This is a genomic window from Bacteroidales bacterium, from assembly GCA_041671145.1.
Lineage (GTDB): Bacteria > Bacteroidota > Bacteroidia > Bacteroidales > JAHJDW01 > JAQUPB01.
In genome coordinates this window covers 1-8,088 of sequence record JBAZBZ010000064.1, presented here as the reverse complement: position 1 = coordinate 8,088, position 8,088 = coordinate 1, and the positions used below count along the sequence as shown (strand labels likewise).

Genomic DNA, 8,088 nt, shown 5'->3' with positions numbered 1-8,088 from the left:
GACAAAACTAAGCTTAGAAAATGGAATTCTATTCAAATCGTTTAGCAATTCAAAACAACTGAAACTATTATCTGCCAATATTTCAAAGAACTTTAATAAAAAAACGTTAGGACGTTAGTGAAGTATTCTTATTATATCATCTTTCACTTCAAACTCCGAAGCAGGATTGTTTTTTCTCACATATTCCGATAATTCATCAATTGTAGGGTAGTCGTTTTTACCTATAAAACAGCGTGCATCATCAATCAACAAAACATGATTGAATTTTTTAGCTTTAAAAATAGCATCCAATTCATCATAGATAGGGCATTCTGTATTACCTTTTGTCGAAATACCTGCACAATAATGTCCGTCAAGCCAAAATATAGCCGGTTGATCAATTTCTTTCATTATTTCAGACATAAGTTTTCCGCTGTCGCCCTGAAAAAGTTTTATTTTATTGTTTTTCTTAAACCTCTTAACTGCTTTTTGCCACAATGTTTCCGAAAGTTCAACAGAAATTATTTTTTTAAAAAAACGTCTTTGGGCATAAACCATATCTCCGCGATATGTTCCTGTTTCAACTAAAATATTATAATTGAATTTTTTTCTGTAATCATGAATAATTTTTTGTTTTACTTCATGTGGCGGAGGCAAATATTTTCCTTTTATTTTCCAGAAAAAAATAATTAAATTATAAAATATACGACTGCGTGTACATCGAATCCAGTTTTGAATGTTCTCGGGGAATAACCCTGTGAAAAATTTTATTATTTTATACATTGTTTTATATATTTAAAAAAAATCAAAGATATTATATTTTTGTAATTAATTAATATTAATTATTTGTACATACAAGAAAGTGAAAAACAACGAAATAGAAGAATTTTATTTATTGTTTTTGCTTATTTTAAAAAAAATTGGAGTAATTTATTTGTATTTTATTTTTTTAAATATAAATTTGCAAATACATAAATTTAATTTTTTTATATTTCTTAAACTAAACTAAAAAAATGAAAAAAATGAAAAAATTTTTACTAATCTTACTTGCTCTTGGAATTGGTACATATTCATTTGGGCAAAAAGTTGTAACATCAGCACAAAATGTTAGCAACAAAAATTTACTTAATCAGGCTTACCCTTACATTGCAGCTCCTAATGATTTAAGTGTTTCGACAGGACCAACGCTTCCTTCAAATGAAACAGTTAGAAGCAGAGACTTTGGCGATGAACTTGTAATAGGACAAACTAAATTCGACTTGCAATCGAACAGAGGAATGGGAAGACAACTTACCAGATTATCTAATGGTAAAATAGCTGCCACATGGATATTTTCCGCTAGTAGTGCTTCTAGTAATGCAGATAGAGGAACTGGTTACAATTTATACACACCCGTATCAGGATGGGCTCCTTACCCTGTGGGAACACCCATTACAAGCATGGCACGTCTTGAAAGTGCGAAAGTTGGTTTTTCATATTGGGGTGCTTTAAATAATGATGCAAGTGAAATAGTAATTGCTCATAATGGCACTAATTTAAATAAAGAAACAAGGTCAGTTTTAGGAACTGGTACATGGACAGGAGCATCTGTATCGGCTTTACCCATGTTATGGCCAAGATTGGCAGTTGGAGGAACAAATAACAACACCATTCACGTAATAGGCAGTATAGCTCCAATCGGAACTAAAGTAAGTGGAATTTACGACCCTTTAATATATTCAAGGTCAACTAATGGTGGTGTAAACTGGACAACAGCAGGTAATATACAGGGAGAAGATGCAACATTATTTAAAAGTTTTTCAAATACTGCCGAAGATTATGCTATTGACGCAAATGGAAGTACCGTGGCTATTGTTGTAGGTGGATTTCATAACTCAGCAGTTTTATTTAAATCTACAGATAATGGTACTAATTGGACGCATAAAATGATATGGAATTTCCCTAATGCTCCATTAAATCCTGATTCAACTGCAATTCCTGACACTACTACTTGTTTTGACGGAGCTTTTTCAGTTATAGTTGATAACAGCAATATAGTTCATGTATGGGGAGGCGTAACAAGAGTCCTTGAACCAACTACTCCAAGTACAAATCTATCCTATTTTCCAGGCATTGGCGGCATAATTTACTGGAGAGATAATATGGCAACTATTACAGGTGATTTGAAATTAAATACCACCAATTATTGCTGGCCTTACAATTCATTTATCGACAGAAATGGCGATGGCAAGTTTGTTATCCATGGCGGCTGGATGGGAACTGCTGGTAGTGATGAAATGTGGTCAAATGTTGGAGCAACTTCTAGACCTTCGGCTTCTATAGATGCAAGCAATAATTTATATGTAGCATTTAATGCCATTGCCGATGATATTGGAAGTACATATCTTATACGTGGTACAGATACTATTCCATACAGGCATATTTTTGGATTGAAATCAACGAACAATGGAGTTGGTTGGGAAAATGTTATTGAACTAACACCGTTTGATGAAGGAACGGATTATATGTTTCCTTCAGTAGCAAGAAACACAACCGATAGCTTACGCATGATTTATCAGAGAGATGACATACCCGGAATTTCACTGCTTCCAACTGTAAACAACCAACACACACTAAATTACACTAACGATATAGTTTATTTGGCAACATCCGCAGATATGTTTGATAAAGTTATCCCAAAAGTTGAAGCACCAAATAGCTTTAGCTTATACCCTAATCCTTCTAAAGAATATTCGAACTTGACATTTAGTATTAAAAAAGCAGGTTCAGTGAATATAAGCATAATAAATTTAATGGGACAACAGGTTTATTCATCAAAAGTAAATGTAGTTGCAGGGCAGAATCATAAGCAGATAAATACCTCAGAACTTGCTACGGGTTTGTATTTAGTGAAAATAGAGACAGAAGGCAAAGTGTACACTCAAAAACTAATAAAGGATTAAAAAATTCTAAATATTATTCTAAACCTAACAAGCTTTAAAAACTTGTTAGGTTTTTTATTGAAAATTGTTGTACAATAAGCATTAACCCTGACAGTGCAGGATGTTAAAAATTAGGGTTTTTGTAAAAATATATATGTTATGAACATAGCAAACTTCCACTTAATGTTAAATCATTTGCCTGTTGTAGGACTTGGTTTTGTGGTAATTTTAAATATAATTGCTTTTGTACGCAAAAGTAATGAATTAAAAAAATTATCGTTGTGGTTTTATTTTCTTATTGGCATTTTCGCTATACCGGTTTATCTTACTGGCGAGGGCACCGAAGAAGTTTTGTACACTTACCCGGGTTTTCATGAAGGTATGACCGAAACACACGAAACTATAGCTCTTTATTTTCTTATTGTAATGTCAATTGTTGCAGCAATTTCAATTGTGGGGCTTTATTTCTCAAATATTTCCGAAAAACATTTCCAGAAGTTTACTATATTTGTTTTTATACTTGCATTGCTTGCAAGCGTACTTGCTCTTGACACAGCATATACCGGCAAAAAATTAAGACACCCCGAAATCGAACAGGGTAAATATAAACCTGCTGATAATCCAATAAAAAAGTAAACAGAAATTTTAAAAATTAACTATTTTTATACTCAAAGTAAAGCCGACTTTGCGTTGGCTTTTTCTTTTTATATAAAATTTTTGACTTGCTAATTACATAAAATTTCACTAAATTTGTATCAGAATTAAAAGATATGAAGCATATAAAGTTAAAACTATCTGAGAACTTTAAACCTTAAACTCTTTTTATGGCAATTCAAAATCCTGAATTTTTTTCAATGAAATCGGGTAAAATACTTCCAAAGGAAGAAATGCTCGAAGTAAAAAAACAAAATACACAATTACATATTGGAATTTTAAAAGAAACAACTTATCAGGAAAACAGAGTGGCACTTGTTCCCGATGCAGTCGGTTTACTAGTTAACAACGGACATTCTGTTACGGTTGAAACAAAAGCCGGCGAATCGGCTCATTTCCCCGACAATAAATACAGTGAAGCCGGGGCAACAATTTCCTATTCCAAAGAAGAAGTTTTAAAAGCTGATATAATACTTAAAGTTACACCTCCTTCAGTTGATGAAATAAAAATACTGAAAGGGAAACAAACAATTTTTTCAGCAGTTCATGTCGGCAAGCTCAGCGATGATTACTTTAAAGAAATGTCTTCAAAAAAAATCACTGCATTAGCTTTTGAGAGCATTCAGGACAAAGAAGGTTCATTTTCATTTCTTCGTTCAATGAGTGAAATAGCAGGTAATACATCAATTTTAATTGCTGCCGAATATTTAAGCAACATACACGGAGGAAAAGGATTGATGGTGGGAGGAATAGCCGGAATTACACCTACCGAAGTAGTAATTCTCGGAGCAGGAACAGTTGGAGAATCTGCTGCCCGCGCTGCAATGGGACTTGGTGCTATCGTAAAGGTTTTTGATAATAATATTTATAAATTAAGGCGGCTCCAGAATAATCTGGGAGCAAAAGTTTTCACTTCTATAATTCAATCGAAAGTATTGACAAAAGCTCTGAAAGCATCAGATGTTGTTATCGGAGCATTACACGACCAGCATGGCAGAACACCATGCATTGTTACCGAAGACATGGTTAAAGAAATGAAATTCGGTTCGGTTATTGTTGATGTAAGTATCGACAAAGGTGGATGTTTTGAAACATCACGAATAACAAATCATTCCGAACCCGTTTTTGAAAAATATGATGTGATTCATTATTGCGTACCCAATATTCCTTCACGTGTTTCACGCACTGCTTCTTATGCTTTGAGTAATTTACTTACACCAATTATTCTCAATGTTGCCGAAGAAGGCGGAATAAACAATGTTATAAAAACCGACCTTGGTATAAGACATGGTGTATATGTTTATAACGGAATTTTAACCGATAAAAATATCGGCGAATCGTATAACCTGCCTTACAAAGATATAAACCTGCTACTGGCGGCATTTTAATTAATGAATAATTAATAATTACGAGGTATGAAGCGATGTACAATTTATTTTTATACAAAATAAAGTTTTATATTTTTCAACTTCAACTTTCCATTATATTATGATTCCGATTGAAAATACTGTTGTTTCCCTGAATTTATTTGAAAAACTTTTTGTTTGCAATTTAAGTGAATGTAAAGGAGTTTGCTGCATAGAAGGTGAAGCCGGTGCTCCTCTTGAAAAAGAAGAGGTTTCGGTCATTCAGGATATTTTCGAAAAAGTAAAGCCATTTATGACAAAAAGGGGAATCGAGGAAATTAAGAAAAACGGGGTTTTCGGTTATGATGAAAAGGGAGAACTTGGAACTGCATTGATTAATGGCAAAGAATGTGCTTTTGTTTATATTGAGTATGGAATTGCAAAATGCGCAATTGAAAAGGCATACAAAGAAAAAAAAATAAATTTTCAGAAACCGGTTTCATGTCATTTGTTTCCCGTGAGAATTAAAAAATATAAAAATTACGATGCGGTAAATGTTGAAAAATGGCATATTTGCAAACCGGCTCTTATTAACGGGAAAAAATTAAATATTCCTGTTTTTAAATTTCTAAAAAAACCTTTAATCAGAAAATACGGAAAAAAGTGGTTTGAAGAACTGGAAAAAGAATTTGAAAAAAATAAAAAAATGTTTGTCGTTTAAAATATTTGTTGTTTGTAGTTTAAATAAAACCATATTTATTTATGAAAGTTTTACGATTTATTTTTCATTTTTAATACTCTTAATGATAAAGTGCTTCTATCTGAAACAACAAACTACAAACCACAAACTTTTTAAACTATAAATAACTTATAAACTGATTAATTATGTCTCCAAAAATTATTTTAATAATCATTATTGCAATCCTTCTTTTCGATTTTATTCTCGAAAGAATTCTTGATTATTTAAACAGCAAGAACTGGAGCAATGAATTGCCCGAACAGCTAAAAGGAATTTATGATTCTGCTAAATATAAAAAATCACAGGATTACGATAAAGTAAAACGAAAATTTTCAATTTTTACAGATTCTCTGAATCTTTTATTAATGCTTTTGATGCTGATTTTCGGTGGTTTTGCTTTTATTGATTCGTTTGTAAGGCAATACACTCAAAATCCTATTTTGCTTGCAATAGGTTTTTTCGGAATAATAGGGATTGCAGCGGATATCATAGGAACTCCATTTTCGCTCTACAATATTTTTGTTATCGAAGAAAAATTCGGATTTAATAAAACTACAGTTAAAACATATATTTTTGATAAAATAAAAGGATGGTTTCTCGGCGCAATTATTGGCGGCGGCTTGTTGTCGCTGATAGTTTGGTTTTATGAGAGTACGGGAAAATATTTTTGGATTTATGTATGGCTTGCAGTTTGCGCATTTATGATATTCATGACAATGTTTTATTCTTCCATAATAGTTCCGCTATTTAACAAACAAACTCCTTTAGAAGAGGGTGAATTAAGAACAGCTATTGAAGAATACGCAGATAAAACAGGGTTTCAATTAAAAAATATATTTAAAATTGACGGTTCAAAGCGTTCATCAAAAGCAAATGCATATTTCAGCGGATTGGGTGCAAAAAAAAGAATTGTTCTTTTTGATACTCTGATTAATGATTTGACAAAAGAAGAAATTGTTGCTGTGCTTGCTCACGAAATAGGGCATTACAAAAAGAAACACACACTTGCTGCAATTTTTGCTTCCATTATTCAAACCGGAATAATGCTGTTTATTTTATCATTATTTATAAATAATCCTTTGCTTTCGCAGGCACTTGGTTCGGAAATAAAAAGTTTTCATATCGGAATTCTTGCGTTTGCCATGCTCTACAGTCCTTTATCAACTATTATGGGTTTAGTGATGAATGTTATTTCGAGGAGAAATGAATATAAAGCCGATGCTTTTGCCGGAACTACTTATAAGCCGGAATATCTTCAATCTGCATTAAAAAAATTATCGGTAAATAATCTGAGTAATCTTAATCCGCACAAAGCATATGTGTTTTTTTATTATTCGCACCCCACATTGTTAAACAGATTGAAAGCACTTGGCAAACTTGTGAAAAGTTAGCATATTATTCCAAATCCATTATTTCGCGGGTTTTCATTTTATCAAAAATAATTTTCAATCCTTTTTCCAAACTTGTATTTGGTTTGTACTGGATAGATTTCATTAGTTTATCAGAACAGCCAAATCTTCTTTCAACTTCGAAATCGTATCGTTTTTCGGGAGCATTTATAAATGATACCTGTGACGAAGAATTTGTAATTGCAAGTATTTTTTTTGCTAATTCGGAGATTGTTATTTCATTTTCATTAGCAACATTAAAAATTTCACATCCATTAACCGCTTTTGCAATTTCAACGCTGGCAAAAACAGTATCGTCTATGTATGTAAAATCGCGGGTTTGCTTTCCATTACCAAAAACCGTTATTGGTTTATTATTCATTGCCTGTTCAAAAAAACGCGGAACTACCATCCGTGTATCCTGATTAATTCCATAAACATTGAAAAACCTGAGTGAAACCGACTGTAATCCTTTTTCTTCAAATAATGCTTTCAGGTATATTTCGTTGTATCTTTTGGCAATTGCATAACTTGTGCGTGGGTCAACCTGAATATCCTCCGTAACACTTCTTTCAATAGCCGAATGTCCGTAGATACCGCTTGTTGAAGCATAAATAATTTTACGAATGTTATTTTTTAAGGCAGCATTTATGATGTTTTGAGTTCCTATAACTTCGGTTTCCATTGTTTCAACAGGATTATCGGCAACAACGTCAACACCTAAAATTGCAGCAAAATGAAAAACTATATCACATCCTTTGCTCAAATCAACCATTATGTTCGGGTCTTTAACATCGGCATTGTAAAACTGTATTTCCTTGAAAATATTCTTATCTATTTTGTTTCCTCTTAACAAAATATCGGCAACAATGACTTCGTTCCCTTTTTCTACAAGGTATTTCACAAGATGACTGCCGATAAACCCTGCACCACCTGTAACCAGAATTTTTTTCCCATTCATATTACTACAGTTTTACGATTGCAAAGATATGAATTCCAAATTATTTAAACAATAAAGTTTTCTGTTTATTCGTTCGAACAACAAAATTCCGAAACTTTAA

The 8,088-nt window shown here is 32.4% G+C and carries 7 protein-coding genes; 5 read left to right on the top strand and 2 right to left on the bottom strand.

Annotation, left to right across the window (positions count from 1 at the left end; genetic code table 11):
• Positions 1-114: 114 nt before the first annotated feature.
• The gene (locus WC223_13470; protein ID MFA6925249.1) at positions 115-762 is read right to left on the bottom strand and encodes a hypothetical protein; all 648 of its coding nucleotides are present in this window, start codon (positions 760-762) and stop codon (positions 115-117) included.
• A 239-nt stretch (positions 763-1,001) separates the two neighbouring features.
• Here WC223_13470 and WC223_13465 point away from each other — a divergent pair, with 239 nt between their 5' ends.
• The 5 genes from WC223_13465 (at position 1,002) to WC223_13445 (ending at position 7,030) form a co-directional block, all read left to right on the top strand.
• Entirely contained in the window at positions 1,002-2,921 is a 1,920-nt protein-coding gene (locus tag WC223_13465) for a T9SS type A sorting domain-containing protein (GenBank protein ID MFA6925248.1), read from the top strand.
• Between the two features lie 138 nt (positions 2,922-3,059).
• Entirely contained in the window at positions 3,060-3,536 is a 477-nt protein-coding gene (locus tag WC223_13460; protein ID MFA6925247.1) for a hypothetical protein, read from the top strand.
• 188 nt (positions 3,537-3,724) lie between these two features.
• Positions 3,725-4,942, top strand: a complete 1,218-nt coding sequence (locus tag WC223_13455) for an alanine dehydrogenase (protein MFA6925246.1) — start codon at positions 3,725-3,727, stop codon at positions 4,940-4,942.
• A 100-nt stretch (positions 4,943-5,042) separates the two neighbouring features.
• The gene (locus WC223_13450; GenBank protein ID MFA6925245.1) at positions 5,043-5,621 is read left to right on the top strand and encodes a DUF3109 family protein; all 579 of its coding nucleotides are present in this window, start codon (positions 5,043-5,045) and stop codon (positions 5,619-5,621) included.
• Positions 5,622-5,785: 164 nt separating this feature from the next.
• Positions 5,786-7,030 (top strand): M48 family metallopeptidase, encoded by a 1,245-nt coding sequence (locus WC223_13445; protein ID MFA6925244.1) that lies wholly within the window; start codon positions 5,786-5,788, stop codon positions 7,028-7,030.
• Between the two features lie 4 nt (positions 7,031-7,034).
• On the opposite strand, the gene WC223_13440 is transcribed toward WC223_13445, so the two are convergent.
• The gene (locus WC223_13440; GenBank protein ID MFA6925243.1) at positions 7,035-7,988 is read right to left on the bottom strand and encodes an NAD-dependent epimerase/dehydratase family protein; all 954 of its coding nucleotides are present in this window, start codon (positions 7,986-7,988) and stop codon (positions 7,035-7,037) included.
• Positions 7,989-8,088: the final 100 nt, after the last annotated feature.